Source organism: Halomonas sp. PAMB 3264 (assembly GCF_031954245.1).
Taxonomy (GTDB): Bacteria; Pseudomonadota; Gammaproteobacteria; order Pseudomonadales; family Halomonadaceae; genus Vreelandella.
This window is the reverse complement of the sequence record NZ_CP134866.1, coordinates 2,296,683-2,322,072: the sequence shown is the minus strand read 5'-3', so window position 1 is coordinate 2,322,072 and position 25,390 is coordinate 2,296,683. Positions and strand designations below refer to the sequence as shown.

25 protein-coding genes are annotated in these 25,390 nt (G+C 61.0%); 16 read left to right on the top strand and 9 right to left on the bottom strand.

Annotation, left to right across the window (positions count from 1 at the left end):
* Together RN347_RS10495 and RN347_RS10490 are read left to right on the top strand one after the other, a co-directional pair.
* Positions 1-561, top strand: coding sequence for a cysteine hydrolase family protein (locus RN347_RS10495; protein WP_311958192.1), 561 nt, complete (start codon positions 1-3; stop codon positions 559-561).
* Complete coding sequence (locus tag RN347_RS10490) at positions 558-1,004, top strand: hypothetical protein (protein ID WP_311958191.1); 447 nt, start codon at positions 558-560, stop codon at positions 1,002-1,004. The genes RN347_RS10495 and RN347_RS10490 overlap by 4 nt, the downstream gene beginning before the upstream one ends.
* Before the next feature lie 15 nt (positions 1,005-1,019).
* Here RN347_RS10490 and RN347_RS10485 read toward each other — a convergent pair whose 3' ends face one another.
* Complete coding sequence (locus RN347_RS10485) at positions 1,020-1,328, bottom strand: AzlD domain-containing protein (protein WP_311958190.1); 309 nt, start codon at positions 1,326-1,328, stop codon at positions 1,020-1,022.
* Positions 1,325-2,047 (bottom strand): AzlC family ABC transporter permease, encoded by a 723-nt coding sequence (locus RN347_RS10480; RefSeq protein ID WP_311958189.1) that lies wholly within the window; start codon positions 2,045-2,047, stop codon positions 1,325-1,327. The genes RN347_RS10485 and RN347_RS10480 overlap by 4 nt, the downstream gene beginning before the upstream one ends.
* 181 nt (positions 2,048-2,228) lie before the next feature.
* On the opposite strand from RN347_RS10480, the gene RN347_RS10475 reads away from it, so the two are divergent.
* The 6 genes from RN347_RS10475 to RN347_RS10450 all read left to right on the top strand — a co-directional run bounded on the left by RN347_RS10475 (position 2,229) and on the right by RN347_RS10450 (position 9,194).
* On the top strand, positions 2,229-3,365 hold the full coding sequence (locus tag RN347_RS10475; protein ID WP_311958188.1) for a C4-dicarboxylate TRAP transporter substrate-binding protein: 1,137 nt from the start codon (positions 2,229-2,231) through the stop codon (positions 3,363-3,365).
* 61 nt (positions 3,366-3,426) lie between these two features.
* Positions 3,427-4,056, top strand: coding sequence for a TetR/AcrR family transcriptional regulator (locus tag RN347_RS10470; protein ID WP_263586846.1), 630 nt, complete (start codon positions 3,427-3,429; stop codon positions 4,054-4,056).
* Positions 4,053-4,553, top strand: a complete 501-nt coding sequence (locus RN347_RS10465; RefSeq protein WP_263586847.1) for a TRAP transporter small permease subunit — start codon at positions 4,053-4,055, stop codon at positions 4,551-4,553. Before RN347_RS10470 ends, RN347_RS10465 begins: the two co-directional genes overlap by 4 nt.
* Before the next feature lie 9 nt (positions 4,554-4,562).
* Positions 4,563-5,870, top strand: coding sequence for a TRAP transporter large permease (locus RN347_RS10460; protein WP_263586848.1), 1,308 nt, complete (start codon positions 4,563-4,565; stop codon positions 5,868-5,870).
* Positions 5,871-5,893: 23 nt separating this feature from the next.
* Entirely contained in the window at positions 5,894-7,120 is a 1,227-nt protein-coding gene (locus tag RN347_RS10455; protein ID WP_311958187.1) for an amidohydrolase family protein, read from the top strand.
* A gap of 223 nt (positions 7,121-7,343) precedes the next feature.
* Positions 7,344-9,194 (top strand): autotransporter domain-containing protein, encoded by a 1,851-nt coding sequence (locus RN347_RS10450; protein ID WP_311958186.1) that lies wholly within the window; start codon positions 7,344-7,346, stop codon positions 9,192-9,194.
* A 121-nt stretch (positions 9,195-9,315) separates the two neighbouring features.
* Here the strand turns inward: RN347_RS10450 and RN347_RS10445 are convergent, their stop codons facing one another.
* Complete coding sequence (locus RN347_RS10445) at positions 9,316-10,245, bottom strand: hypothetical protein (protein ID WP_311958185.1); 930 nt, start codon at positions 10,243-10,245, stop codon at positions 9,316-9,318.
* On the opposite strand from RN347_RS10445, the gene RN347_RS10440 reads away from it, so the two are divergent.
* The 6 genes from RN347_RS10440 to RN347_RS10420 all read left to right on the top strand — a co-directional run bounded on the left by RN347_RS10440 (position 10,244) and on the right by RN347_RS10420 (position 13,376).
* Positions 10,244-10,570 carry a GNAT family N-acetyltransferase gene (locus RN347_RS10440; protein ID WP_311958184.1) on the top strand — a complete coding sequence of 109 codons (327 nt, stop codon included), beginning with the start codon at positions 10,244-10,246 and terminating at the stop codon, positions 10,568-10,570. The two genes, RN347_RS10445 and RN347_RS10440, sit on opposite strands and share 2 nt — an antisense overlap.
* Positions 10,571-10,621: 51 nt before the next feature.
* Entirely contained in the window at positions 10,622-10,786 is a 165-nt protein-coding gene (locus tag RN347_RS17125) for a GNAT family N-acetyltransferase (protein WP_409365753.1), read from the top strand.
* Between the two features lie 348 nt (positions 10,787-11,134).
* Complete coding sequence (locus RN347_RS10435) at positions 11,135-11,749, top strand: dual OB domain-containing protein (protein WP_311958183.1); 615 nt, start codon at positions 11,135-11,137, stop codon at positions 11,747-11,749.
* 8 nt (positions 11,750-11,757) lie between these two features.
* Positions 11,758-12,198 (top strand): DUF488 domain-containing protein, encoded by a 441-nt coding sequence (locus RN347_RS10430; RefSeq protein WP_311958182.1) that lies wholly within the window; start codon positions 11,758-11,760, stop codon positions 12,196-12,198.
* Positions 12,198-12,797, top strand: a complete 600-nt coding sequence (locus RN347_RS10425) for a DUF4326 domain-containing protein (protein ID WP_311958181.1) — start codon at positions 12,198-12,200, stop codon at positions 12,795-12,797. Before RN347_RS10430 ends, RN347_RS10425 begins: the two co-directional genes overlap by 1 nt.
* A 144-nt stretch (positions 12,798-12,941) precedes the next feature.
* Entirely contained in the window at positions 12,942-13,376 is a 435-nt protein-coding gene (locus RN347_RS10420; RefSeq protein WP_311958180.1) for a GNAT family N-acetyltransferase, read from the top strand.
* A gap of 92 nt (positions 13,377-13,468) precedes the next feature.
* Here the strand turns inward: RN347_RS10420 and pgi are convergent, their stop codons facing one another.
* The 4 genes from pgi to ptsP form a co-directional block, all read right to left on the bottom strand.
* Positions 13,469-15,127: a glucose-6-phosphate isomerase gene (gene pgi / locus RN347_RS10415; protein WP_311958179.1), complete on the bottom strand. Its 1,659-nt coding sequence runs from the start codon at positions 15,125-15,127 to the stop codon at positions 13,469-13,471.
* A gap of 162 nt (positions 15,128-15,289) precedes the next feature.
* Positions 15,290-17,029, bottom strand: coding sequence for a PTS fructose-like transporter subunit IIB (locus RN347_RS10410; protein ID WP_311958178.1), 1,740 nt, complete (start codon positions 17,027-17,029; stop codon positions 15,290-15,292).
* Positions 17,026-17,994, bottom strand: coding sequence for a 1-phosphofructokinase (gene pfkB, locus RN347_RS10405; RefSeq protein ID WP_311958177.1), 969 nt, complete (start codon positions 17,992-17,994; stop codon positions 17,026-17,028). Before pfkB ends, RN347_RS10410 begins: the two co-directional genes overlap by 4 nt.
* On the bottom strand, positions 17,994-20,882 hold the full coding sequence (gene ptsP, locus RN347_RS10400; protein WP_311958176.1) for a phosphoenolpyruvate--protein phosphotransferase: 2,889 nt from the start codon (positions 20,880-20,882) through the stop codon (positions 17,994-17,996). Before ptsP ends, pfkB begins: the two co-directional genes overlap by 1 nt.
* A 193-nt stretch (positions 20,883-21,075) precedes the next feature.
* On the opposite strand from ptsP, the gene cra reads away from it, so the two are divergent.
* Entirely contained in the window at positions 21,076-22,053 is a 978-nt protein-coding gene (cra, locus tag RN347_RS10395; RefSeq protein ID WP_311958175.1) for a catabolite repressor/activator, read from the top strand.
* 28 nt (positions 22,054-22,081) lie between these two features.
* Here cra and RN347_RS10390 read toward each other — a convergent pair whose 3' ends face one another.
* Both RN347_RS10390 and pyk read right to left on the bottom strand, forming a co-directional pair.
* Positions 22,082-22,570, bottom strand: coding sequence for a methylglyoxal synthase (locus RN347_RS10390; protein WP_263586862.1), 489 nt, complete (start codon positions 22,568-22,570; stop codon positions 22,082-22,084).
* 58 nt (positions 22,571-22,628) lie between these two features.
* The gene (gene pyk / locus RN347_RS10385) at positions 22,629-24,092 is read right to left on the bottom strand and encodes a pyruvate kinase (protein ID WP_263586863.1); all 1,464 of its coding nucleotides are present in this window, start codon (positions 24,090-24,092) and stop codon (positions 22,629-22,631) included.
* Positions 24,093-24,370: 278 nt separating this feature from the next.
* Between pyk and gap the strand changes: the two genes are divergently transcribed.
* The gene (gap, locus tag RN347_RS10380; protein ID WP_311958174.1) at positions 24,371-25,375 is read left to right on the top strand and encodes a type I glyceraldehyde-3-phosphate dehydrogenase; all 1,005 of its coding nucleotides are present in this window, start codon (positions 24,371-24,373) and stop codon (positions 25,373-25,375) included.
* Positions 25,376-25,390 lie beyond the last annotated feature (15 nt).

Here is a 25,390-nt window from a genome sequence, read left to right as displayed (position 1 = left end):
ATGTTCGAGCTTCCCGCTCTTCTCATCATCGACATGCAGCGCGGCATGAGCGACCCCGCTGCAGGGGCTCGCAACAACGCCTGTGCCGAGACGAACATCGTGCGGCTGCTCGGCGTGTGGCGTGATGCAGGTGCCCCCGTCGTTCACGTACGCCATATCTCCCGCTCGCTGGACTCTCCCTTCTGGCCGGGACAAGAGGGCGCCGAATTCCAGCCGGCACTGGCGCCATGGGAAAGCGAGCACGTGGTCGAGAAGAACGTTCCCGATGCCTTTGTCCATTCGGGGCTCGAGCGGTGGCTTCGCGTGCGCGATATTCAGCGTCTCGTCGTCGTGGGTGTCAGCACCAGCAACTCGGTGGAGGCCAGCGTGCGAAGCGCGGGTAATCTCGGCTTCGATGTCACGGTCGTTCATGACGCTACCTTCACCTTCGCCAAACGCGATTATGCCGGGGTGGAACGCTCGGCTGACGAGGTTCACGCCATGTCGCTTGCGAATCTGAATGGGGAGTACGCGCGTATCCGCTCGACCGAAGAAATGCTCGATGAGGCGTTAGAAGAATGATTGAACTGGCAATGGCGGGAATCTCCCTGTTTGGCTTGGGTGACTGGACCTGTACCTCGAACAATGTCTACCCGGACGGCATGGAAGAGCACATCGAAAGTCGCGTCACGACACGAAAAGATCTCACCTATGAGGAAACGCTGACGCTCGACTATCGAACGAGCAGCGTTCCGGGAAGCCATTCGCGTCTGCAGGTCTTCATCACCGGGCATAAGGACGTTGTCGGCCACACGTTCATTGCCTACCCCGAAGAGATAGAACTCGTTCCTCGCACGGATGAGCTCAGATTGTTTTCGCCCGAGTTTCTCGAAGCAAGCCGCGCTTTTTATCTCGAGCCTTCGGCGCCGATCGAAGTGGTCTCCCGCGATGAAGACGCCATGATCCTGCGCCTCAAGGAGTCCGGCGAAGAAACGACCTGCCAGGCAGTGAGCGCAGGGGCATAGCGTTTTTTTCAAGCGTTAGACCAGCCAGCGCCAAAGCGCTGCGCAGGCGATACCCACGGCGATGGACGCAAGCGGGCTTTTTAACGCGACCGCCACCAGCCCGGCGGCAAGGGCCGCGACGCGGGTGGCGTGATCGCCGTCGACGATCATCGGCGTCAGTATGGCGATGAGCACCGAGCTCGACATGGCGTCGATAAAAAGGCGCACGTTCGGTCCAAGCGTCAGTCGCGCCATGACGATCAGCCCCAGCACCCGCGAGCCATAGCCGACAAGTACCATGATCGAAATGGCCGCAAGCGACGACCAGACGGTCGGTGTCATCATTCGCTCACCTTCACGCTCTGGTATCGGGCAAGCAGCACCGCGACGCCCCCACCGGTCAGTGCCCCTACCATGACGTGCAGAAAGGGCGGCAGCCACCAGTACGCCAAAAGCGCGCTGGTGCCCGCCGCAAGCCAGGGCAGCACCATGAACGCCCGCGGCCGGTTGCCGATCACGATCACCAGCAGAAAGCAGAGCATGATCATATCCAGCCCGAAGCGCTCCGGATGAGTGATGCCGCCGCCGAACACGAGCCCCGCGCCGGTGCCCAGCACCCAGGCCGCCCAAAGCGCGATACCGCCGCCCAGCAAAATACCGACATTGCGCTCGCCCTGGTGGTATTTGGAAAGCGCCAGCGCCCAGTTCGAATCCGTCACCAGGAAAATGACCGCAAACCGCTGCCGGCGCGGTAAAGGCGCAAGCCAGGGGTAGAGCGAGGCGCCCATCAGCATGTGCCGAGTGTGAATCGCAAGCGTCGTACCCGCCAGTGCCAGCAGCGGCAGCGGCGCTTGCCAAAGTTCCAGCGCGGCGAATTGCGAGGGGGCGGCGAACACCAGCGCGCTCATCGACATCGCCTGCCATGCGGCCAGGCCATGGTGCGAGGCCGCTACGCCAAAGGCAAGCCCAAAGGCGATCGTGAAACACGCCAGCGGCAGCATCAGGCGGATGCCTTGCCACGTACCGGCGATATCGAGCGTTGTCTCGTTTTGTTGACCCATCATGGATTTACCGGCAATGAGAGAGATTTTTCAGTAAAAAACAAACAGGCCTGCTTGTTTTTATTTTTACATAAGTTTAGATTCGATAATGCATTAGCGCTTCAAAGTTTGAAACTTGCAAACGTTAAATACGTAATAACATAACATTAATAATGATGTTTAATTTGCTCCAGGAAACCTGACCATGAACTTCAAACGCACATCACTCGCGGTGGCCGTTTCTGCATTCGTCCTGCCCGCTTTAAGCGTCACGGCCCAGGCTGAAACGTCTTTCATCGCTAACTCGTTTTACGATCAGCAGCACCCCCATTCACGCTACGGCTATATCGAGTGGGCGGAGATGGTCGAAGAGCTCTCCGCGGGAGAGCTGGCGCCCGAGGTTTATACCGGCACGGTGTTACTGGCCCCTCGCGCCAACCTTCAGGGTATTCAGGACAACATCGTTCAGGTCGCGCACCATGCCGCGATTTATACGCCGTCCGAAATGCCGGTCGCCAACGCCGTGCAGGAGCTTGGCTTCAACTACGCCGATCCGCTGGTGAGCATTCTCGCCGTGACCGATTTCAGCATGAACAACCCCACCCAGCTGGCGGAGTGGGAAGATCTCGGTATCGTCTACCTGGGGGCCTACAGCACGCCGCCCTACGTCATGTTCTGCCGCGAGCCGGTGCGTAATCTCGAGGAGCTGCGCGGCAAGCGCATTCGCACCGCGGGTTCGACCGTATCAAATTGGGTGGAAGAGGCGGGCGGTACGCCGGTCAACGTGCCTTCCAGCGAAATGTACAGCGGCCTCGACCGCGGTTCGCTGGACTGCGCGACCAACGCGGCCAACGACCTGATCGACCGCTCGCTGTGGGAAGTGGCGGAGCACACCACGCTTTTGCCCACCGGCATGTACTGGTCTGGCCCACAGTGGGGCTTCAACGAAGGTTTCTGGGCCGGCTTGAACGATGAAGAGCGTGATGTCTTCAAACAGGCCACCGCTCAGGCCATGACGCGCATGGTGGTTCAGTTCATCGCTGCCGCGGAGTCCGCCATCGAAGAGGCGAAAGAGCACGGCAACAACGTCTACGAGCCGGAAGACGACCTGATGGCTTCCGTCGAAGCCTTCCGCGAAAAGGCGCTGTCCGGCGTTTACGACAAGGCGCGCGACGAGTACGGCGTGGAAGACCCCGAAGCGCTGATCGATGATTTCCTCGCCACCATCGACAAGTGGCAAACCCTGCTGGAAGGCGTCGATCGCACCGATGAAGAAGCGCTGGCCCAGCTTGCGATGGACGAAATCTACAGCAAGCTCCCGGCGGATTACGGTATTTATTGATTTGACGTAGAGTGGCTTTTTTCAAGCCAGCCAATATCTACAAGATCGATAAGGGACCGTCATGACGAAGCGACAGAATCAGGAAGAGCGTTCACGCAATACCCAGGCACGCGTGATGCAGGCAACGATCGAATGCGTGCTGGCCAAGGGCATACGTGACACCTCGACTGTGGATGTCGCTCGTCAGGCCGGGGTCTCTCGAGGGGCGCTGGTGCATCACTACCCGTCGAAAACGCTGTTGATGCAGTCGGCGCTGGAGGATTTGCTCAACCGCGAGGTCGAGAGCGTTCGCCAGCTGACGATCAGCGTGCGCGAGGGTAACTTCGATTTCGACAGCCTCTTGAGAGTACTTCATGAGCACTTCAAGGGGGATCTGTACATGGTGACGCTGGAGTATCTGAGCGCCGCGCGTACCGATCCCGACATCATGAAAGTGCTCATCCCCCTTGCAGCCAGGTTCAACGGTTCGTTGGAAGCCATCTGGGAACAGCTGGTGGCAAGCTCTCGGCATACGTCGCGGCAAAACCGCGTGGCGCTGAACGCCACGCTTTGCATGATGCGCGGCATGGGCGCGCAAAGCATTTGGCGCGACGACCCGGAGCTTTACCACGACATGCTGATTTTCTGGAGGGATGCCCTCATCGAGCTTGGCTTTTCATCTTCCCAGGCTATGACAAGAGAAACTGTATGATCGCGCGCATCGTTGAATCCTTGAGTCAATGGGTCGCCAAAAGCGCGCTGGTGCTGGCCGCGCTGTTTCTGATCCTGATGGCGCTTCACGTCACGCTGGACGTAGCGCTTCGCTTTTTCTTCGGCAAGTCCTTCACCGGTACCCTCGAGTTCGTCTCGTTCTATTACATGGTCGCGGTGGTCTTTCTGCCGATTGCCTACGTCGAGCTTCAGCGCGAGCACATCAGCGTCGATGTCGTGGTGGGGCGCCTGCCTGCCCGCGTGCAGCTGGCGTTCTACCTGTTCGCAGGCGCTTTGGGGTTGGTCTATTTCGGCATGCTTTGCTACCAGAGCTACCTGGACGCACTGCGGGCCACCCTGCGCCAGGAAACCGCCATGGCCAACTTCACGTTCTACCTGTGGCCCAGCCGCTGGGCGCTGCCGGCCGGCTTCGCCGCCATGTGCCTGGCCATTCTCGCCAACATGATCAAGGCAGTGCGACTGCGCCAAGCCCTGTAGGAGCAACCCATGAGTAATATCGAGATAGGCGTGGCAGGCATTGCCATCGCTTTGGCCTTGATCGCCTTGAGGGTGCCCATCGGCATCGCCCTGGGGCTTGTGTCGATCATTGGTATCGGCGAAATGACCAGTATGCGCGTGGCCTGGGGCATGATTTCCGCCACGCCGTTTGACTTCGCCGGTACCTGGGAGCTGACCGCCGCCCCCATGTTTTTGTTCATGGGGTATCTGTGCACCACGACCAACATGACCCAGGGGCTTTTTCAGGCGATGCGGCTTTACCTGGCGCGCCTGCCCGGCGGGCTTGCGGTCTCGAGCGTCATGGCCTCGGCGTTTTTCGCCGCCGCCTCCGGTTCGAGTGTGGCCACTTCTGCTGCCATGTCGCGCATCGCCGTGCCGGAAATGCTCAAGCACAACTACGACAAGGGCCTGGCCACCGGCACCGTGGCGGCGTCGGGTACGCTTGGTTCGCTCATTCCGCCCAGCGTACTGCTGGTGCTCTACGGGGTGTACGCCCAGGTCTCCGTGGGCCAGCTGTTCATGGCGGGCTTTCTACCCGGCGTGCTGTCGGCGCTTCTCTACATCGCGATGATCATGGTGCGTACCAAGCTCAACCCGAGCCTGGCAGGCGATGCCAACGTGCGCTCGAGCTGGTCTGAAAAGTGGGAGGCGTTCAAGAACATCTGGCCGCTGCCGCTTCTGATCGCGCTGGTGCTCGGCGGTATCTTCACCGGCATCTTCTCGCCGACGGAAGCCGGCGCCGTGGGTACCACCATCGCAGCGGTCATTGCGCTGGCACGGCGCACGCTCACCGTTGCCGCCGTGCGCGAGGCGGTGACGCAAACGGCGGTGAGCACCGCCAGTATCTTCATCATTCTGATCGGCTCGCTCTTTTTCACCCGTTTTCTGGCGATGAGCGGCGTGCCCTCGGCGTTTTCCGAGCTGATTCTTGGCGTGAGCACCGAGACCTGGTGGATCATTCTGGCCGTCGCCCTGATTTATCTGATTCTGGGCATGTTCATCGACTCGATCGGTCTTCTGCTTTTGACCCTGCCGCTGATTCTGCCGCTGGTGGAAGGGGCAGACCTTAACCTCGTCTGGTTCGGCATCATCGTCGTCAAGCTTTTGGAGGTTGGGCTGGTTACGCCGCCGATCGGTCTCAACGTCTACGTCATCAAGGGGTCGCTGGGTAACAGCGTCAGCCTGAGCGAAGTCTTCAAGGGCGTGAGCTGGTTCATCGTCATGGACATCGTTGCGCTGCTGCTCATCGTGCTGATTCCTGCGCTTTCCCTTTATCTTCCGCAGAAAATGTTTTGACGCCTTCACTTCAAGGAACTTCCATGTCTACGATTCGCTTCATCAACGCTAACGTCATCGATTCCCGCGCCGGCAAAGTGCTGAAAAACCACGAGGTGCGCATCAAGGACGGCCGTATCGACGCGGTCAGCGCCTCACCGCTCGAGGGCAGCGACGACCAAATAATCGACGCCAAGGGCCATTATTTGATGCCAGGGCTCGTGGATTCCCACGTCCACGTTACCGCGATCACGCCGAACTTCGCGCTGCTGGGAACGCTGTCGCCGTTCTACGTTGGCGCCAAGTCATCCGAGCTTCTTGAAGCCATGCTGATGCGCGGCTTCACCACCGTGCGCGACGCCGGCGGCGCGGACTACGGCTTGGCCAAGGCGGTGGACGAAGGCGCTCTGGCCGGTCCGCGCATCATGTACGCCGGGCGCGCGCTCTCCCAAACCGGCGGCCACGGCGACATGCGCGGGCCGGGCCAGCAAACGTTTGAGGGTTGCTTCTGCTGCGCGGGCCTTGGCCGCGTGTGCGACGGCGTAAGCGAAGTGCGCCAGGCCGCCCGCGACGAGATCCGCAAGGGCGCCACGCAGATCAAGATCATGGCCTCCGGTGGCGTAGCCTCACCCACGGATCGTATCGACAGCACCCAGTTCTCGCTGGAAGAGATCGATGCCATCGTCGAGGAAGCGACGGCCGCCAATATTCACACCATGGCCCACGCCTACACCGCTCGCGCCATCAACCGCTTGATTCCGCGCGGTGTGAAAACCATCGAGCACGGCAACCTGATGGACGAAGAGAGCTGCCGCCTGTTCATCGAGCACGACGCCTACCTGACGCCGACGCTGAGCACCTACGATGCGCTGGCGCGCGAAGGGGTCGAGGCGGGCATGGCCGAAGAGCTGCAGCGTAAGGTGTTCGAAGTGCTCGAGGCCGGCGGCAAGGCGCTGAAAATGGCCCAGGAGCACGGTGTGAAGATGCTTTACGGCTCCGACCTGCTTGGCCGCATGCAGGTCCATCAGCTCAACGAGTTCCATCTGCGCAAGGACGTGGTGCCCGCCGACGAGCTGATCCGCGGTGCGACCAGCCACGCCGCGGATGCCTACGGCTGTGTGGGCGATTTCGGCGAGATCATTCCCGGCGCCCGCGGCGATGTCATCCTTCTCAAGGACAACCCGCTCGAAGACATCACCGTTCTGACCAAGCCCGATGAACAGCTGATGCTGATCATGAAAGGCGGCGTGGCGTACAAGAATACGCTCTAACCCCGCCAAGGGATTTAAAAAGCCGCCGACGCGATTTCGCGTCGGCGGCTTTTTTATGTGTATCGGGCGACAATCCCCTCGTGCTGATCGTCTGTATACCTTCTTGCAGCGGGCAGGGCGCTGTGCCATAACATCAGACATCGCTAAACGTGACGCGCTGCCCGGGGCGCCGGTTAGCCATCACCCCACGACCTACAACAACAGCTATCAGGGGATCACTGTCATGCCAACGTTTCTCTACCGGCGCCTGGCGCTGAGTATACTCGTCGCTGTAGGCGCCTTGCCGCTCTCGGCGCTTGCCGCCAGCACGTTCGATGACGCCTTCAACGAGACCGTCTTTTTCGGCGATAGCCTGACCGACAGCGGCTACTACCGCGCCACCATCGGGCAGCTGCTGCCCATCCCGCCCGACCGGCTCGACCTCGTCGGCCGCTTTACCGATAACCCGGGGCCGGTGTGGGCCGAACACGTCGCCGCGCGCTACGACAGCAACGCCGCTCCCGCCAATGCCGGGGGCAATAATTACGCCGCCGGCGGGGCGCGGGTAGCCGCTTCTTCGAGCAGCCTGTTCGGCGCCGCTCCCGCGGTGAGCGATCAACTGGCAAGCTACCTGGCTTCGACCGGCGGCGTTGCCGACGGGGATGCGCTCTACGCCGTCTGGGGCGGGGCGAACGATCTCTTTACCGTAAGCAGCGGGGCGGACGCCGCAAGCGTCATTGGCAATACGGCCGTGGCCACCGCCGGGCTCATCTCTACGCTGCAAGGCGCTGGCGCCCGCCACGTGCTGCTTTTTAACGTGCCCGACCTTGGCTTGACGCCGCGCTTCAACGGCGACCCGGCTAGCCGCGCCGGTGCCACCGCGCTTGCCCGTCAATACAACGAGACACTTTATACCGCTCTGGCGGCAAGCGGCGTTGAGGTGATCCCGGTCGATACCTTCACACTTCTGCAGGAGGTCGCCGCCGCGCCCGGCAATTACGGGTTTACCAACGTCGTTGATCCCGCCTGCACGGTGCCGCTGCCGCTTTGCAATCAGGCCACACTGGTCGCGCCGAACGCCGGCGAACGTTACCTGTTCGCCGACGAGATCCACCCCTCGAGTGCCACTCATCGCATCATCGGCGAAGCCGTGGTATCACTGATCGAGGCGCCGCAGCTGCAGCAGCTGGTGACCCACTCGGCAGTGCTTAGTGGGCGAACCCGCGCCAATCGGGTCGCCGAGCATCTGAACGGCGCAACGCTTGATAACGGCGTGCGCTGGTGGAGCGATCTGCGTGCCGAGCGCCAGCAGCCGGGTTCGAGCGATTTGTATGATGCCAATACGCCGTCGGGGCTTCTTGGCGTGGACTGGTACCAGGACGGCGTCGTGCTGGGCGGGTTCGCCGGCTACGGCGATCAGGACGCCGACTTTGGCGGCGGTCGCGGAAGTTTTCAGCAACAGGCGTCGACGCTTGGACTGTTCACCGGCTGGTACACCGACAGCGCCTGGGCCAACGCTCAGCTGAGCTACAGCTGGCTCGATGTCGATACCGACCGCGACGTTCAGCTGGGCAGCGCCACTCGGCGCCACAGCGGGTCCACGCAAGGGCAGAACCTGACCGCGGCGATGAATGCCGGCGTCGATGTGGGCGCCTTCTCCGTTGCTGGAAGCGATATCAAAACCGGCCCCATCGCCGGGCTGACCTGGCAGCGCGTCGAGCTCGACGGGTTCGATGAAACCGAGCGCTCCTCGACGGCGCTTGCGTATCCCGACCGGGACGTCGATTCGCTCATCGGGCGGCTGGGCTGGCAGGTGCGGCGCGACGGGGCGACGTTCAACCCCTACCTGCAGGTGAGCTACAGCCGCGAGTTCGAAACGAGCGACGCTGGCCGCGCCACCCTGCAAACCCTGCAAACCCTGCCACAGCTGGGTGATTACCGCGCGCCCCGGCTCGATCTTGACCGCGACTATGTCGAGGTCGATTTAGGCGCCCGCGCGACGCTTGGCGGTTTCGACGCTCAGATTGGCGCCAGCGTCGATGTCGAGGACGCTGACAGCAGCGCGCTATTCTTGAGTCTGGGTAAGCGATTCTAATTCGGCAGGTGAGAGCGCTTTCGTCTCGGTGTCTTAAAGCGGCACGGCCACACCCCGCAGTGCGGTTGGATCATCGCACGACGGGGTGGAGCCGTTGGTACGCGGCAAAGTGAACCTACCGCTACACCTTGATATCGATACTGACCGCGGCCGTAGCAGTATTGGCGGTTGAGGTCGGCAGCAGTTGCCCGAGGGTCGAGTAGAGGGCGTGGGATTCGGCCCTGGCGAGCGAATGGCCGACCTTGTCCATCTCTTCTTCGGCTTGTTTGAGCTCGCGGCGCGCCTCTTTCTGTTCCTTGTGCAGGTAAATTTTTAGCTCGCTGGCCGCTTCCTGAAACGCCTTTTTCGCATCGGTCAGAATCGAGCGTAGCGCGTGTTCGCTTGCGCTAATGGTTGGGGTACGTTCGGCGACTGGCGGCGCGAATGAGGGGGCCTGCGCCAACATATCCAATGGCGCGAGCGACTCCTTTCGCTCCTGCTCCTGCGCTTCCAGTTGTTCGCTGTCGCTTACGGGCTCCTCGGCGGTAGCCGCCTCGGCGCTTTCGAGCGTCGCGTTGGCGGCCTCGACACCGCGTTCGGCGCTGCTGGCCTCAGTTTGCGCGTTCGCGTCGAGCGGCGCCGATACGCCGGCGTGACCACCTTGGGCCGCGTTGACCGTGGGCGTCATGGTGGGGCCGGCGCTCGCGCCACCGCCACCGCCACTGAGCTGGCGCGCCGCCGCACCCAGCTCCCGGGCAATGGATTTGAGTTCGCTGGCCATCGCCTTGAGCTGTTCCGGCGAGGCAAAGCGCATCATCGCTTTCAGCGACTCCAGCCGCTGCTTCAAAAAGCCTACCTTTTGCGACGCATTCTGCATCGCCGATTCCTTGGGGCTTGGCAGCGATGACAGCGCTTCGAACGCTTCTTTCTGTTTCTTTAGCCGTTTGGTCTGCGGGTCGTCCGGGTTGAGAGCGGCTACCGGCAAGGGTTGGCCCGTTACCCGCGCCGCGCTCAGCCCAGAGGAGGGCTCACGGCGAGTATTGATCATCAGGTTGGAAAATCCGATTTTCATGACCGATCACTCATTTTTATTAATAGAACCTATCGGCTGCTCCACAGATAACTTTATCAAGTTCACGGCTAACCGTTTTCGCCACTGCCAGGGACGTGGTCTGCGCGCCGCTGCCGCCGATGGCGAGCTGTGGGGTCTACGCGTCACATCGGTGCCTTCACCTGATGAAACACGGGACTTTATTGAAACTGCCTTGAAAGATCGGGTGACAGGTCACCGTTTTGCGTTTGCCGTTATCGATGAGGCCAGCGGTACCGTGCTGGGTACGACCAGCTATCACGACATCTTGCCTGAGGTGAAACGGGTGGAAATTGGCCACACCTGATATGCCAAACGCGCGCAGCGTACCCATATCAATACCACCTGCAAGCTGCTGTTGTTGACACATGCGTTCGATACGTTGGGTTGTAACGTGGTGGGCTGGCGCACCGACGACTTCAACTACGCAAGCCAACGTGCCATTGAGCGTTTAGGCGCGAAAAGGACGGTGTCATACGTGGGCACAAACTACGCCGCGATGGCACCATTCGTGACACGGTGATGTATAGCCTGCGCAGGGGAGAGTGGCCAGAGGTGTGCGCGCATCTTAGCGATTTGTTAAGCAGGCTACGTAGCTAATCAAAAGGGCGCTGGCTCTAGTGTACACACATGGAGATAGGACGCCCCTCGTAGCGACACAATCACATGTGCTTTAGGTCAGGCAAATTGAGAAGGCACGCGAATTTTGGATGGGCAGCCAAAATTCGCTTTGCCAGAATAGTATCAATGAGATAAATTTGATCCAGGCGGCTAGATAACCCCAATGAACGCGCCAGCACGTTCATTGAGGTTATGCAGCTGACTATATAATCACTCTTAAACACCAGCAATTACGTAGCTAGGATATAGTATGAATCAAGCAGAAATTATCGTGCTCGCAAACTCTGTTAAACACCGAAAGCACTGTGTTGCTGGAAAATGTATAAATACAGGGAATTGGATTCGCCCAGTGTCTAATGTAAATGGCGCTGAGTTAAGCCATGATCAAGCCAAATATCAAAACCCTTATGGTACGTTTGGTGTTAAACCTCTTCAAAGGATCAGAATGGGATTTTCGCAGTATGCTCCGCTTTCGCATCAACCTGAAAATCACCTGATTGATGGTAATTTGTGGCAGCAAAACTACTCGATTGGTGAAGCTGAATTACCAGCCCTCCTCGACACGCCTGATAACCTATGGGGTCAAGGTAATAGGGTGCAACACAACTTAATTACTATGGGGCTCCATAGTATTGATCAGTCCCTTTATCTTGTGCAGGTTGATAACCTTAACTTATATACTAAAGATGACGGTAAAAGAAGAGCTTCTTTTAACTATAACGGTAATCAATACGACTTAGCTGTTACCGACCCTAAGTTTGACTTAATTTTGAGTGATCAACGCGAAGTAAATGGTATACTTTGTATTAGCTTGGGTGAAGAATATCAAGGATATTGCTACAAACTTGTAGCCACAATTTTTTAAGGGCTTATATGAATATATATACAATCGGATTTACAAAAAAAAATGCCGAAACATTTTTTAAATTTCTAAAAGAATCAAATGTCAAAACACTTATTGATGTTCGTTTAAATAATTTATCTCAACTAGCTGGATTTGCCAAAAGAGATGACTTGAAATTCTTTTTAAATGAACTATGCGGTGCAGATTATGTGCACTCACCTGAATTAGCACCAACTAAGGATATTTTAAATGCTTACAAGAAAGGCGATATGCCTTGGGAAACTTATGAGGATAAATTCCTAAATTTGATGAGCCAGAGAAATATTGAAAAAAATGTAACGCCGGCATTGCTAGATCACGGCTGTTTTTTATGTAGTGAGCATGAGCCACACTTATGTCATAGAAGATTGGTAGTGGAATACCTTAATGAACATTCTGATTTAAATCTCAAAGTTAAGCACTTATTCTAATGGCAAACGTATTATTACTTTATCCAGCTCTTTTTAATTGTTATTCTAAGTTCGTTAGAAAGGTTGAAAAAATCACATCTAATTTAGATGAATGCACACTCGTTTATCTTCAAGATCCTAATGGGTTTATAGAAAAGTATTGTCAAAATTTCGACGTGTCGTTCAGGCAACAAGATGAATTGGAAGATGAAAGTATCACTCATGCGTTGATATTTGATGATGGTGAAGAATTCATAAAAGAAACAATAAAATTAAAAGCTAGTGGTAAACCGGTTAGGCGAATAAAGATTTCCATTACACGCGTTATAAATATTAAGAGAGAACCAGAATATCAAGATAAAAAAAGCACTCCCCACTATGAATATATAGGTAGAGGGTCATATTGGGGAAATCCTTATTCAATGCATGAGGAAGGGGAAAGCCGAGAAGAAGTTATCCGTAAGTTTAAATATGACTTTGATTATGAGAAGTTTCCAAATAAAGAAAAATCAGAGGTGTTCAAGCTCAAGGGAAAAAGGCTGGGCTGTTTTTGCAAGCCAGAAGCTTGTCATGGCGATGTTTTAGCTGATTTTCTTAACTCATGGGATGATGGAGAGTAAATGCTTAACAAAGCCGTCAAGAAGGGCTTAAAAAGCTTGGCTTTCGCTCATCTGTCTCGAATTATAGCCAATCATTTTTCCGCATTTTACGGCGACGCTATGCCATTTTGCATTAATCTGTCAGCAACCAATTTGGGTGTTTAAATGCAAACTGCCAGATCGATAGCAAAAGAAAGTGATCGCGATTTTATCTGGAGCGCGTATTCAAGCGCCTACCAAGAAGTGGTCGAGCGTCAGTTTGGCGTTTGGGGCATTAGACTTCAAAAGTCAGCTTTTGGTGAGAAGTGGCGCCAAGATGGTTTTGAAATCATGGCTTCAAACGGTATCTATTCAGGAGGCTTGTGGATAACAAGCGAAGAGGGATTTATTCAACTGCGAGATATATTTCTTGCGCCTGAATATCAAGGGCAGGGGATTGGAACGCAGGTTGTGCGTGAGGAACTAAAAAAGGCACGAGCGGCAAACATGCCCTTACGGCTCCGTGTTTTGAAACAGAGCTATGCTATCGCATTATACGAGCGGCTGGGTTTTACAAGGTGCGGGGAGACACCAACGCAATACTGGATGGAAGCGAGTTAACTAGCGGTCAGAATCAGCGCTGCGCCTTCAAAAAAGCCCCGGCTATTCAGCCAAGGCTTTTGCTTACCTTATGTCTTGCTTTTTAAAACTTTTTAACCTTTTTTCTTTGCCATCTTCTTACCACTTTCAGCCTGACCATCCTCTTCAGCACCGCCACTTGGAAAATGCCCCCGCACCAGCTCCAAAAGCCCTTGGGTCGAGGCATCAAAATCCGCCGCATTGGTATCAATACGCTCGCTGATTTCACCGGCAATACGCTTGCCAAGCTGTACGCCCCATTGGTCGAACGAGTTGATGTTCCAGATCACGCCCTGGACGAACACCTTGTGCTCGTAGAGCGCGATCAGCGCGCCCAGGTTTTTCGGCGTGAGTTCGTCGAGCAGCAGCGTGCTGGAGGGGCGGTTGCCGGGGCAGCTGTAGGGGTCCTGGCTGAGCTCCTGACCGGCGCTTTGGCTTCCCTCCATAAAGGCGTTGGCCTGGGCGAGCATGTTGGTTAAAAGCGCAAAGTGGTGTTCCTCCATGCCCGGTTCGGGCTTGAGCGAGGCGATGAAGTCGATAGGCACGTAGCGCGTGCCCTGGTGCAGCAGCTGGAAAAACGCGTGCTGGCCGTTGGAGCCGGTCTGGCCCCAGACGATCGGCCCGGTCTTGTAGTTGACCGGGTGGCCGAAGATATCCACCGACTTGCCGTTGGACTCCATGTCCAGCTGCTGCAAAAACGACGGCAGCTGATTGAGCGCCTGATCGTAGGGCACGATGGCTTGGGTTTCGGCGCCGATGAAGTTGATGTACCAGATGCCGATCAGCGCCATCAGCACCGGCATGTTCTGGGCAAACGGCGCTTCGATGAAGTGGCGGTCCATCTCGTGGGCGCCTTCCAACAGCTCGATGAAGCCCTCGAAGCCGATGGAAAGCGCGATCGGCAGCCCGATCGACGACCACATCGAGTAGCGCCCGCCCACCCAGGCCCAGAACTCGAACACGTTCTCTTCGCGAATGCCGAATTCCATCGCTGCTTTGCGGTTGGTGGAAGCCGCAATGAAGTGCGCGCCAACGTCGGCGTCATCCCCGGCGTTCTCCAGAAACCAGCGCCGCGCGGTCTTGGCGTTCAGCAGCGTCTCCTGGGTGGAGAAGGTCTTGGTCGAGACGATGAACAGGGTGGTGGCTGGGTCGAGCCGTGAGAGCACCTTCTGGATGTGCGTGCCATCGACGTTGGAGACGAAGTGGAAGTGCAGCTCCGGGTGGCGGTACTTCAGAAGGGCGCGCACCGCCATATTGGGACCCAGGTCCGAGCCGCCGATTCCGATGTTGACCACGTCCTTGATGGGCTTGCCGCTGTAGCCTTTCCACTCGCCGCTTCTGACCGCCTCGGAAAAGCGCTTGATCTGCTCGCGGGTGCGGGTGATCTCCGGCATCACGTCCTCGCCATCCACGTATACCGGCTCATCGCCCAGGTTTCTAAGCGCGGTATGCAGCACCGGGCGGTTTTCGGTCACGTTGATGATGTCGCCGGAGAACATCTGCGCCCGGCGCTGAACCAGCGCCGAGTGGTCGGCCAGCTCCAGCAGTTTGGTCAGCACGTCGTCGGAGACGTGATGCTTGGAGTAGTCCAGAAACAGCCCGCCCACGCGCAGGCTCATTTTTTCGAAGCGCTTTGGGTCGCTGGCAAAGTAGTCGCGAATGCGGTCGTGATGGGTTTTATCGCGCAGGCGCTCGAGGGCCTGCCAGGTGACGCTGCGGGTGAGTTGGAACATGGGCAGAAGTACCTTATTGAAAGCGCTGGCCGGTCAGTCGCCAGCGCGTATTTTTGTGTAAAAATACTACATAAAACACGGTGGAGCGCAAACGCCGGGCAAAAAAAAGCGCCTTTAACGTAATAAAACCAACCGTTAAGGCGCTTTTTCAATCATGTGAGCTTAGCTTGCCACGACCACCTGCGCCGCGCCGCGCTTCAAAAAGGCGTAGCTCACCGCGGTAATCAGCGAACCTATGATGATCGCGCCCAGGTAGAGCAGTACGGGGGTGATCGCGCCGGGGATCAGGAGCACGAAGATGCCGCCGTGGGGCGCCATCAGCTTGGCGCCGACCAGCATCGAGAGCGCGCCGGTCACCGCGCCGCCGGCGATGCAGCAGGGAATCACGCGCAGCGGGTCCTTGGCGGCGAAGGGAATCGCGCCTTCGCTGATAAAGCACAGCCCGAGCACGAAGGAGGCCTTGCCCGCTTCACGCTCGGCGGGGGCGTACTTGTAGCGCGCCAGAACGCTTGCGAGCCCCATGCCGATCGGCGGCACCATGCCGGCGGCCATGACCGCCGCCATCGGCCCATAGGTGTTCGAGGCGATCAGGCCTACTCCGAAGGTGTAGGCGGCCTTGTTGATCGGCCCGCCCAGGTCGACGCACATCATCGTGCCCAGCAAGAGCCCAAGAATGACCGCGTTGGTGGAGTCCAGCGACTCGAGATAGTTCTCCAGCGCCGTCAGCAGGGCGGCGACCGGCTCGCCGATGATGTACACCATCACCAGCCCCGTGATCAAACTCGCGACAAACGGAATGATCAGAATGGGCTTGAGCGACTCGACGCTTGAGGGAAGCTTCACGCCGCGGGTGACGGCCAGCGCCACGTAGCCCGCAAGAAAGCCGGCGAGAATACCGCCGATGAAACCGGAGCCGATGTCGGCGGCGAGCATCCCGCCGATCAGCCCCGGCGCGATGCCTGGCCGGTCGGCGATGGAGTAGGCGATATAGCCCGCCAGCACCGGCACGATCAGCCCCATGGCGCTGCCGCCAATCTGCATCAAGGCGGCGGCCAGTGTTCCGGGCTCCTCGAACGCCTCGATACCGAACACGAACGACAGCGCAATGATCAGCCCGCCCGCGACCACCATCGGCAGCATGAACGACACCCCGGTGAGCAGGTGCTTGTAAACACCTTTCTCCTTGAGGCTTTTGGTCTGGCTGGAAGCGGGGGCGGCCGCGCCGTCCTCTACGCTGGCCTCAGCCAGCGCCGCTTCGATGGTCACCTGGGGCTTTTTGAGCGCCGTGCCGGTGGAGGTGCGATAGACCCGCTTGCCCGCAAAGCGCGTGGGGTCGACCTCGATATCGCAGGCGAGGATCACCACGTCGGCCTGGGCGATCTCTTCTTCCGTGAGCTGGTCCTGAGCGCCGACCGAGCCCTGAGTCTCCACGCGAATCGCGTGGCCAAGCGCGCGGCCCGCCTCGCTGAGCGCCTCGGCGGCCATGAAGGTGTGGGCAACGCCGGTGGGGCAGGCGGTAACCGCCACGATGCGCTTGGCGCCCGTGCCCGCAGTGTCGGCGGGTTCGGCGTCGGCCGGCATTGGGGCCGGGGTGTAGAGCGGCGCCTCGCGCTTGGCGGTAGCGAGAAACGCGGCCGGGTCCGGCAGTGCCTGCTCGATGCTACCGTGATAAAGCCGCTTGCCTTCGAAGCGGGCCGGGTCCGGCACCTGCTCGGCGGCCACCACGATCAGATCAGAAGCGTCGATTTGCTCGCGGCTTGCCTGCTCGACCGGGGCCAGCGCGCCGTGCATCTCGACGTGCGCCTGCCAGCCAAGCCGCGTGGCGGCCTGCTCCAGGCGCCGGGCGGCAAGAAAGGTGGTCGCCATGCCGCTGGGGCAGTTGGTGATGAGAATAACGTTCATTGAAAGGCTCCCTCGGGACTACCGGCGTGCAGGCGCTCGACGTGAGTCTCTTGTTCCAGGGTTGAAAAGTCACGGGCATCGGGGTCGCCAACGCCTGGGTGGCGCACCGACTCCGCGGAAAGCGCCGTTGCAAAGCGAAGGGTCTGCTCTGGCGGCCACTGGCTGAGCAAACCGTGCAGCATGGCGGCCACGAACGTATCGCCGGCGCCCACGGTATTGACCGGGTGAACGCGCGGCGGCGTCGTGCGCCAGGCGCCCTGGGCGTTGACCCAGGTGACGCCGTGTTCACCCGCGGAGAGAAGTGCGTGGTCGATACCCGCCCGGTGCAGGCGCTGGGTCGTCTCAAGACGACGCTCGGCGGTGTCGAGCGGCTTACCCGCCCAGTCGGCAAGCTCCAGCTCGTTGGGCTTGACCGCGGCCGGAGCGATGTCGATGGCGCGTTTGAGCGCTTCATTGCTGGTATCGACCCAGAGCGGCACGCCGGTGGCCTTGAGCCGGCGTAACAGATCGCCGAACGCCTCGAGGTCGAGCCCCGGCGGCAGACTCCCGGCCAGCACCAGCGCGTCGAGCGGTGCGGCCTTTTGCGCGTTTTCCACCGTGGCGATCAGCGCGGCGATTGAGTTAGCGTCGACCGCGATGCCGGGGCCGTTGATGTCGGTGACCCGGCCGCTTTTTTCGGCCAGCTTGGCGTTGATGCGGGTTTCCCCCGGCACGCGCAAGAACGCGTCGGTCACTTTTAGCTGCTCAAAAGCGCGCTTGAACGGGCCGTCATTATCGGCGCCGAGAAAGCCGCCGACGATCACTTCATGGCCAAGCCCGGCCAGCACCCGCGCCACGTTGACGCCCTTGCCCGCGGCGTCGAGCTGGGCGTGATGCGGGCGGTTGACCGCGCCGGGTGCCAGCGTATCGAGCGCGAAGGCAAGATCCAGCGCCGGGTTGAGCGTCAGCGTCATGATCCGCGCCATCAGTTGGCCTCCAGCGCGTCGCGCACGTCACCCGCTGTCGCCTTTGAAAGCGCAAGTGCCGCGCTGCGTTTGGCTTCATCGAGGTCGAACTCGCGAAGCCGCGCTTTCACCAGCGGCACCTGGCGGGCGGTAACCGAGAGCTCGTCGACGCCCAGGCCCACCAACACCGGCACGGCGGCGGCGTCGGAGGCAAGCTCGCCGCACACGCCGACCCACTTGCCCTGGGCGTGGGCGGCCTCGACGGTCATTTGAATCAGGCGCAGCACCGCCGGGTGCAGGCCGTCGGCCTCGGCGGAGAGCGCCGGGTGGCCGCGGTCGATGGCGAGTGTGTACTGAGTCAAGTCGTTGGTCCCGATCGAGAAGAAGTCGACCTCGGCGGCCAGGCTCGGCGCCAACAGCGCACTCGAGGGAATCTCGATCATGACGCCCAGCTGTACGTCCGAGGCGCGCTCGGCCTCGGGAATTTCGCCCAGCAGGCGGTCGAAGATCGCCTTCACTGCGCGAAACTCGGCCACGTCCTTGACCATCGGCAGCATGATGCGAAGCGGGCGCGCGTTGCCCTGGGCGTCCGGGGCGGCGGCCATCAGAAGCGCTTTGAGCTGGGTTTCGAGCACCTGGGGCTCGGTCAGCGCCAGGCGAATGCCGCGCAGGCCCAGAAACGGGTTGTCCTCCTGGGGCACCGGCCAGTAGGGCAGCGGCTTGTCGCCGCCGACGTCCAGCGTGCGCGCCACCAGCGGCCGGCCGGCCAGCGCCTCGAGTGCCTGGCGGTACTCGCTGGTTTGGGTGGCCAGGTCCGGGGCGCTCGAGTGCGCCATGAACAGAAACTCGGTGCGCAAAAGGCCCACGCCTTCGGCGCCGCGCTCCACCGCGTCCGCCGCGTGCAGCGTATTGCCCAAATTCGCGGCGACCTCGACCGGGTGGCCGTCGCGGGTTCTGGCGGGCTCGAAGCGGCGCTCCCAGGCATCCGCTTCGCGCGCCTGGAGATCGAGCAGCTGCTGCTCGGCGCGGCTCAGGCGCTCCTCACTAGGCGAGGGCGTTACCCGGCCGCGGTCGCCGTCGAGAATCATCATGCTGGCATTGCCCAGCGCCATCACCGCGCGACCGGCGCCCACGACGGCGGGAATGCCAAGTGCCCGCGCCAGAATCGCGCTGTGGGCGGTGGCGCCGCCGCGTTCGGTCAAAAGGCCTTTCACCTTCGCGGTATCCAGGCGCGCCACGTCCGACGGGCCGACATCCTCGGTCACCAGAATGTAGGGGTGCGCCGGCGGCTCGGGAAGCTCGAAGTCGCACAGCACGCTGAGCACGCGGCGGCCTACGTCGCGAAGGTCCGCGGCGCGCTCGGCCAGCAGCCGGTCCGCCAGCATCTCCTGGGCGTGGGCGGCGGTGTCGATCGCCTCCCACCAGCCCGCCTCGGCGGAGCGGCCCTCACTGATCGCGTCCTTCGCGGCGTGATGAAGCTCCGGGTCGTCGAGCATTTCGGCGTGCATCGAGAGAATGTCGGCCACGTCACCACCGGCGGCGTTGCGCACCAGCGCGCTAAGCTGCGCCTTGCTCTGCTCGATCGCGGCCCACAGCCGCTCGCGCTCGATGTCGGCATCCGCGGCCTTTTCCGGGTAGTCGAACTGCGGTGCGCGCAGCACGAACACCGGGGCGATCGCAAGCCCGGGGGAGGCGGCCACGCCCTGATGGGGCGTATCCGGGGCAAGCGCAGGCACCGCTTTTTCCTCATGGTCGGCGGCGGCGGGGGCGGCGAACCCGCCGTCAAAGGGCGTGACCTTCTCGCCCAGGCCCGCTTCGATGGCGCCGGCCACGGCTTCGAGCGCGGTCTCGGCGCCTTCGCCTTCGGCAGAGAGCGCAAGCCACTGTCCGCGTCGGGCGCCCAGGCCGATCACCTTGGTCAAACTCGCCGCGGAGACGCTGGTCGGGCTTCCCTCTTCAAGGCGCACCTGAACGGCCACGGGTTGGCTGCGCGCTACCTGCACCAGCTGTTTGGCCGGGCGGGCGTGCAGGCCGTGGGGGTTAAGCACGCGCACGCGCCGGGTCGGCGTGGCGGCGTTCTCACCGGCCAGCAGCGAAAGCGCCCGGGCGGCGTCGGCACTGGCCAGGGTGTGGCTCTCGACGTTTTGAAGCAGCGTGTCGAGCTGCGTCAAGAGCGGTAAATGGTAGTCGGCGTTGGCCGCCAGGCAGAAAAGGGCGTGCACCGGGTGGCCCTCGTCTTCAAGCGTTTCATCCGCCGGCGTGGCGAGCGCCAGCGCCGGGGTGATGGAGGTACTGGCGTGGCGGGTCAGCCAGTAGCCGTCGCCCAGCCACATCGGCGGTTTTTCGGCGATCGCGGCGATAAAGGCGTTATCCACCAGGCCCCCCTCGTAAAGCCTGGCCGCGGCGGCCAGCGCCAGCTCCTTGAGCCCCTGGGCGGGAAACTTCAGGCACAGCGTCTGCCCATCGAGTTGGGGCGTCGGCACCTGTTTGGCGAGCAGCGCGGCTATTTCTTCGCGCGAGCCGGCGCGTGCCAGGGCGTCGGCCACGCCGTCACGGTCCAGCACGTGGGTGAGCGCGCGTAGAATGTTCAGGTGCTCGTCGTTTTGCGCGGCGATGGTCACCAGCACGTGGACGCGGTGGCCGTCGTGCCATTCGACGCCCTCTGGGAACTGCAGCACGCGCACGCCGGTTTGGCGCACGTGCTCGCGGCTTTCCGGGGTGCCGTGGGGAATGGCGATGGCGTTACCCAGATAAGTCGACGACTGGGCTTCGCGGGCGCGCAGCCCGTCACGGTAGCCGGGGGCGGCCAGCCCCGCCTCGATCAGCGCATCGGCGGCGGCGTCCAGCGCGGCGTGCCAGTCGCTTGCCTGGCAACCCGGCAGGATATCGTGAGGGCCAAGTGTGAGCATTGAATTCTCCTGTAAGGCGGGCAGGCGCGGTGCGTACACCTCGCCCTCGCGTAATGCTATTCTCGATGACGCTATGCTGAAACGATTCACCCGAAGGCACAAGGGGTGTGTTTTTAGACGTTGGTAGGGGCTTAGTCAATAGGGGCTTAGTCAAGGCGCTGATACACTCAACGGCACATTGTGAGGACACGACATGACACTTGCCGACATTGCACGACTGGCCGGCGTTTCGCGCACCACGGCAAGCTATGTGATCAACGGCCAGGCGGAGCAGCGCCGCATCAGCGCGGCGACCATCGAGAAGGTGATGAGCGTGGTGCGGGCACACCGCTATCACGTCGACCCCCAAGCGGCGGCGCTGCGGCGCGGGGCGAGCCGGGTGTTTGGGCTGATCGTACCGGACCTGGAGAACGTAAGTTACGCGCGCCTCGCCAAGCGCCTGGAGCGCGGCGCCCGCGAAAAAGGCTACCAGCTGCTGGTGGTCAGCTCCGACGACTGCCCCGACAGCGAGCGCCAGCTCGCCCTGGCGCTGCGCGCCCGGCGCTGCGACGTGCTGATCACCGCCAGCTGTTTAAGCCAGGATGACCCGTTCTACCTGGAGCTTGCCCGCGACGGGGCGCGTATCGTCGGGGTGGACCGGGGGCTGTCGCCGTCACGCTTTGCAAGCGTGGTGAGCGACGACTTCGAGGCGGCGCGGGAGCTGACCCGCTCGGTGATCGATGAGGCGACCAGGCGGATTCTCTGGATGGAGGCGATGCCCGGGCTTTCGATCAGCCGCGACCGGCGCGCCGGTTTCGAGGCCGCCCTGGCCGAGCGCGAACTGGACGGGCAGATTCTCTGCGCCAGCCGCTACGAGCGCGGCGAGGGCGCCGAGCTGCTGGCGGCGTTCGAACGGGAAAACGCCCCGGTGGATGCCATCGTCACTGCCTCCTATACGCTTTTGGAAGGTGTGTTTGACCACTATCTGGCCAAAGGCGGGCTTTCCGAGCGCGTCCGGCTTGCCACCTTTGGCGACCACCGCCTGCTCGACTTTTTGCCCCAGCCGATCAACACCGTCGCTCAGGATCACGATGCGATGGCCAAGCGAGTGCTGGCATGTGCGCTCGATGCAATCGAAGGGCGCGCGCAGACCGGTCAGCAGGTGGTGCCGCGCCAGCTGCGCACCCGTTAGGCGCTAAAGAACAAGGAACCTGGGCGGGTCATTCGGCCCGCTCTGGCGCGCGGGCCTGGGCCCAGGCCTCGGCGTCGGGAATCATCATTGCGTACTCCTCGTCGATGTAGTGTGAGGAGAGCATGAAGTCGGCGCTGGCCGCGTTACAGGCCACCGGCACGTTCCAGAGCGCGGCCAGGCGCAAGAGCGCCTTCACGTCCGGGTCGTGGGGCTGCGGGGCGAAGGGGTCCCAGAAGAAGATCAGCATGTCCAGGCGCTGCTCGGCCAGACGCGCGCCGATCTGCTGGTCGCCGCCGAGCGGGCCACTCATCAAGCCTTCGACCTCCAGCCCCAGCGCCTTTTTGAGCCGCCCGGCGGTGGTGCCGGTGCCCAAGAGCGTATGTCGACGCAAGGTGTCCTGCCAGCGCGTTGCCCACTCCATCAGCTCGGTTTTTTTGCCGTCGTGGGCAATCAGCGCAATACGCTTTTGGGCGGCAAGCGTGCGAGAGGCCTGGCGAGGTGGGCGCGCATCAAGCATGGATCACTCCTGTTCTTTTTCTAATCGGATTAAAACACGACGGTGGCTTTATAAAGGATCACTCCTCCAACGCGAGCACTTTCATCGTGTTGGTGCCGCCGTGGGCGTTCATGTGATCGCCGCGGGTAAGAATGACATGCTCGCCGGCGCGCGCCAATCCGTGGGCCTTGAGCAGCGCCAGCGCCTCGCGATTGACCTCGGCGGCCTCCATGTTTGAGGTATCGAAGGGAATCGAGACCACGCCGCGATAAAGCGCCATGCGCCGCTGCGCGATGGGGCTGTGGGCAAGGCCCACGATGGGCAGCGCCGAGCGGATGCGCGAGGCGATCAGCGGCGTATAGCCGGTCGAGGTCATGCAGGCGATGGCGCGCACGCCGGTCAGGTGGTTGGCGGCGTACATCGCCGATAGCGCAATGGTTTCGTCGATGCGCTCGAAGCCTTCGTGAATGCGGTGATTCGACGACTGGGCCAGGCGCTCGCGCTCGGCGCCCAGGCAGACCCGCGCCATCGCTTCGACGGTTTCCACCGGGAACTCGCCGGCGGCGGTTTCGGCGGAAAGCATCACCGCGTCGGTGGCGTCCAGCACGGCGTTGGCTACGTCGAACACCTCGGCCCGGGTGGGCAGGGGCGATTCGATCATCGACTCCATCATTTGCGTGGCGGTGATCACCGCTCGGTTGAGCGTGCGGGCGTGTTTGATGATGCGCTTTTGGGTGCCGATCAGCGCCTCGTCGCCGATCTCCACGCCCAGGTCGCCGCGCGCGACCATGACCGCCTCGGAGGCCTCGATGATGCCATCGAGGGTTTCATCGTTGGCCACTGCCTCGGCGCGCTCGAGCTTGGCGACCAGGCCGATTTCACGGCCGGCCTCGCCGAGCAGCTCGCGCGCCTCGATCATGTCCGCCGCGCTTCGCGGAAACGACACCGCCAAATAGTCGACGCCGATCTCGACCGCACTTTTCAGGTCTTCCTTGTCCTTCTCGGTCAGCGCCGGGGCGGAAAGACCGCCGCCTTGCTTGTTGATGCCCTTGTTATTGGAGAGCTTGCCGCCCACGTGCACCGTGGTATGCACCTCCTGACCCTGAATGGCGCTCACGTCGAGCACCACGCGCCCGTCGTCGAGCAGCAGCCGGTCGCCCGGGGAAACGTCATCGATCAGCGCCTTGTAGTCACAGCCCACGCGCTCGGCGGTGCCCTCCTGGCTATCCAGCGCCATGTCCAGCACGAAGGCGTCGCCTGCCTTGAGATTGACCGGGCCATCCTTGAAGCGGGCGATGCGAATTTTCGGGCCCTGCAGATCACCAAGCGCTGCTACGCTTTTGTTCAGGCGCGCGGCGATCTCGCGCACCGCTTCCAGCCGGCGCTGGTGATCTTCCTTGGCGCCGTGGGAGAAATTGAGCCGCACGACATCGACCCCCGCCTCGATCATCGCCTCGAGCACGCCGGGACGGTCGCTGGCCGGGCCCAGCGTTGCAACGATTTTGGTCCGACGCAGGGGAAGGGCGGGGGCGTTGTTGCTCATTGGGGCGTCTCCTGAACGACGTTGGCCGCGCTGCGAAAAGCGGGCCAAATTCCACGATTAATGATTGGACCAGGATAACGTTTTTATAGTAATTTTACTACATATTCGAAGGGCTAACGGGCAGGAGCGCCTGAATGCGACATGATCGGCTTCATTTACGCGTATCTTTCACTTTTTTGTAATTTTTTTACTGAATTGACGATTTTTCCGCTGCCTGCCTTCTTCCCGTTTCTCGACCGATTTCAACCCCGGTTTTTATCTGCCAAACGAGGTGTCTCATGAGCATCAAGATTGCCATCAACGGTTTTGGTCGTATCGGCCGCAACGTGCTGCGCGCGCTTTACGAAAACGGCTATCGCGACCGCTTCGAGGTCGTGGCGATCAACGATTTGGGCGAGGCGTCGCTCAATGCCCACCTGCTGCGTCACGACACCGTGCACGGCCACTTCCCGTTCTCCGTCGAGCACGACGAAGAGAGCATCACCGTGGACGGCGACCGCATCGCGATCTCCTCCGAGCGCGACCCGGCCAACCTGCCCTGGAAGGCGCTTGGCGTTGAGCTTGTGATGGAGTGCACCGGGCTTTTCTCCAAGCGCGCCGCCGCCGCCAAGCACATCGAGGCCGGTGCCAAGCGCGTGCTGATTTCGGCGCCGAGCCCGGACGCCGACGCGACCGTCGTGTTTGGGGTCAACGATGACATCCTGACCGCCGAGCACACCGTCGTCTCCAACGCTTCCTGCACCACCAACTGCCTGGCGCCGGTGGCCAAGGCGCTCAACGACGCCGTCGGCATCGAGAACGGACTGATGACCACCGTGCACGCCTACACCAACGACCAGAACCTGTCCGACGTCTACCACTCGGACCCGTACCGCGCGCGCAGCGCCACGCACTCGATGATTCCAACCAAAACCGGCGCCGCGGCGGCGGTCGGGCTGGTGCTGCCGGAGCTCGACGGCAAGCTGGATGGTCTGGCGGTGCGCGTGCCGGTCATCAACGTATCGCTGGTGGATCTGACCTTCACCGCTGGCCGCGATACGACCAAGGCCGAGATCAACGAGATCGTCGAAAAGGCCGCGGCGAACTCCAAGGTGCTGGCGGTCAACGCCCAGCCGCTGGTGTCGATCGACTTCAACCACGACCCGAACTCCTCGACGTTCGACGCCAACCACACCCGGGTCAACGGCCGGCTGGTCAAGATCATGGCTTGGTACGACAACGAGTGGGGCTTCTCCAACCGCATGCTCGATACCGCGCTTGCCATGCACAAAGCGGCGCAGTAAGCCGGCCACCCGGGG

What these genes read in the sequence shown, in the direction of transcription:
- RN347_RS10475 (WP_311958188.1), top strand. Translation starts at nt 2,229, where the DNA reads ATGAACTTCAAACGCACATCACTCGCGGTGGCCGTTTCTGCATTCGTC.
- RN347_RS10430 (WP_311958182.1), top strand. Translation starts at nt 11,758, where the DNA reads ATGAATATATATACAATCGGATTTACAAAAAAAAATGCCGAAACATTT.
- RN347_RS10485 (WP_311958190.1), bottom strand. Translation starts at nt 1,328, where the DNA reads ATGATGACACCGACCGTCTGGTCGTCGCTTGCGGCCATTTCGATCATG.
- RN347_RS10470 (WP_263586846.1), top strand. Translation starts at nt 3,427, where the DNA reads ATGACGAAGCGACAGAATCAGGAAGAGCGTTCACGCAATACCCAGGCA.
- RN347_RS10410 (WP_311958178.1), bottom strand. Translation starts at nt 17,029, where the DNA reads ATGAACGTTATTCTCATCACCAACTGCCCCAGCGGCATGGCGACCACC.
- RN347_RS10450 (WP_311958186.1), top strand. Translation starts at nt 7,344, where the DNA reads ATGCCAACGTTTCTCTACCGGCGCCTGGCGCTGAGTATACTCGTCGCT.
- pgi (WP_311958179.1), bottom strand. Translation starts at nt 15,127, where the DNA reads ATGTTCCAACTCACCCGCAGCGTCACCTGGCAGGCCCTCGAGCGCCTG.
- cra (WP_311958175.1), top strand. Translation starts at nt 21,076, where the DNA reads ATGACACTTGCCGACATTGCACGACTGGCCGGCGTTTCGCGCACCACG.
- RN347_RS10455 (WP_311958187.1), top strand. Translation starts at nt 5,894, where the DNA reads ATGTCTACGATTCGCTTCATCAACGCTAACGTCATCGATTCCCGCGCC.
- RN347_RS10490 (WP_311958191.1), top strand. Translation starts at nt 558, where the DNA reads ATGATTGAACTGGCAATGGCGGGAATCTCCCTGTTTGGCTTGGGTGAC.
- RN347_RS10445 (WP_311958185.1), bottom strand. Translation starts at nt 10,245, where the DNA reads ATGAAAATCGGATTTTCCAACCTGATGATCAATACTCGCCGTGAGCCC.
- RN347_RS10390 (WP_263586862.1), bottom strand. Translation starts at nt 22,570, where the DNA reads ATGCTTGATGCGCGCCCACCTCGCCAGGCCTCTCGCACGCTTGCCGCC.
- RN347_RS10465 (WP_263586847.1), top strand. Translation starts at nt 4,053, where the DNA reads ATGATCGCGCGCATCGTTGAATCCTTGAGTCAATGGGTCGCCAAAAGC.
- RN347_RS10440 (WP_311958184.1), top strand. Translation starts at nt 10,244, where the DNA reads ATGACCGATCACTCATTTTTATTAATAGAACCTATCGGCTGCTCCACA.
- pyk (WP_263586863.1), bottom strand. Translation starts at nt 24,092, where the DNA reads ATGAGCAACAACGCCCCCGCCCTTCCCCTGCGTCGGACCAAAATCGTT.
- RN347_RS10420 (WP_311958180.1), top strand. Translation starts at nt 12,942, where the DNA reads ATGCAAACTGCCAGATCGATAGCAAAAGAAAGTGATCGCGATTTTATC.
- gap (WP_311958174.1), top strand. Translation starts at nt 24,371, where the DNA reads ATGAGCATCAAGATTGCCATCAACGGTTTTGGTCGTATCGGCCGCAAC.
- RN347_RS10425 (WP_311958181.1), top strand. Translation starts at nt 12,198, where the DNA reads ATGGCAAACGTATTATTACTTTATCCAGCTCTTTTTAATTGTTATTCT.
- RN347_RS10495 (WP_311958192.1), top strand. Translation starts at nt 1, where the DNA reads ATGTTCGAGCTTCCCGCTCTTCTCATCATCGACATGCAGCGCGGCATG.
- RN347_RS10480 (WP_311958189.1), bottom strand. Translation starts at nt 2,047, where the DNA reads ATGATGGGTCAACAAAACGAGACAACGCTCGATATCGCCGGTACGTGG.
- ptsP (WP_311958176.1), bottom strand. Translation starts at nt 20,882, where the DNA reads ATGCTCACACTTGGCCCTCACGATATCCTGCCGGGTTGCCAGGCAAGC.
- RN347_RS10435 (WP_311958183.1), top strand. Translation starts at nt 11,135, where the DNA reads ATGAATCAAGCAGAAATTATCGTGCTCGCAAACTCTGTTAAACACCGA.
- RN347_RS10460 (WP_263586848.1), top strand. Translation starts at nt 4,563, where the DNA reads ATGAGTAATATCGAGATAGGCGTGGCAGGCATTGCCATCGCTTTGGCC.
- pfkB (WP_311958177.1), bottom strand. Translation starts at nt 17,994, where the DNA reads ATGGCGCGGATCATGACGCTGACGCTCAACCCGGCGCTGGATCTTGCC.